Origin of the sequence: Streptococcus oralis, from assembly GCF_023110435.1 — a bacterium.
In the GTDB taxonomy this organism is placed as follows: domain Bacteria; phylum Bacillota; class Bacilli; order Lactobacillales; family Streptococcaceae; genus Streptococcus; species Streptococcus oralis_CF.
The window spans coordinates 224-727 of record NZ_JALDWB010000016.1 but is presented as its reverse complement, the minus strand read 5'-3'; the positions used below and the strand labels follow the sequence as shown (position 1 = coordinate 727).

The 504-nt window shown below is 50.8% G+C and carries 1 protein-coding gene; it reads right to left on the bottom strand.

Annotated features, from left to right (window positions below; translation table 11 throughout):
- A partial coding sequence (locus M1F97_RS09120; protein WP_247944882.1) for an SHIRT domain-containing protein occupies positions 1-504 on the bottom strand: 504 nt, incomplete at both ends.

Sequence of the window (504 nt, the reverse complement as noted above, 5' to 3'; positions counted from 1 at the left end):
TGGTACTTGTTGGCTTCAAAGGTCCATTTACCGACGAAGGATACATTGGCCTTGTTGACAACGGCGCTAGCTGCGTCATAGCCCTTGAAGGTCCATGTGCCGTCGTTCACTGTGTCTGTGTATGTGGTTTGAGATGGTTGTTGAGCGGAAACAGTATTGCCATTCACATATGTTGCACTGTCGCTTGGGGTCAAGGCTGCGATAGCTGCTGGAAGAGCTTTTCCTGATGTGGCGCTCTCGAAGCGATAAGTCGCTTGATACTTGTTGGCTTCAAAGACCCAGTTTCCTACAAACTCTACATTGGACTTGTTGACAACGGCGCTAGCTGCGGCGTAGCCCTTGAAGGTCCAGATGCCGTCATTCACTGCGTCGTTGTAAGTGGTTTGGGATGGTTGTTGAGCGGAAACAGAGCCACCATTCACATATCTTGCACTGTCGCTTGGGGTCAAGGCTGCGATAGCTGCTGGAAGAGCTTTTCCTGATGTGGCGCTCTCGAAGCGATAA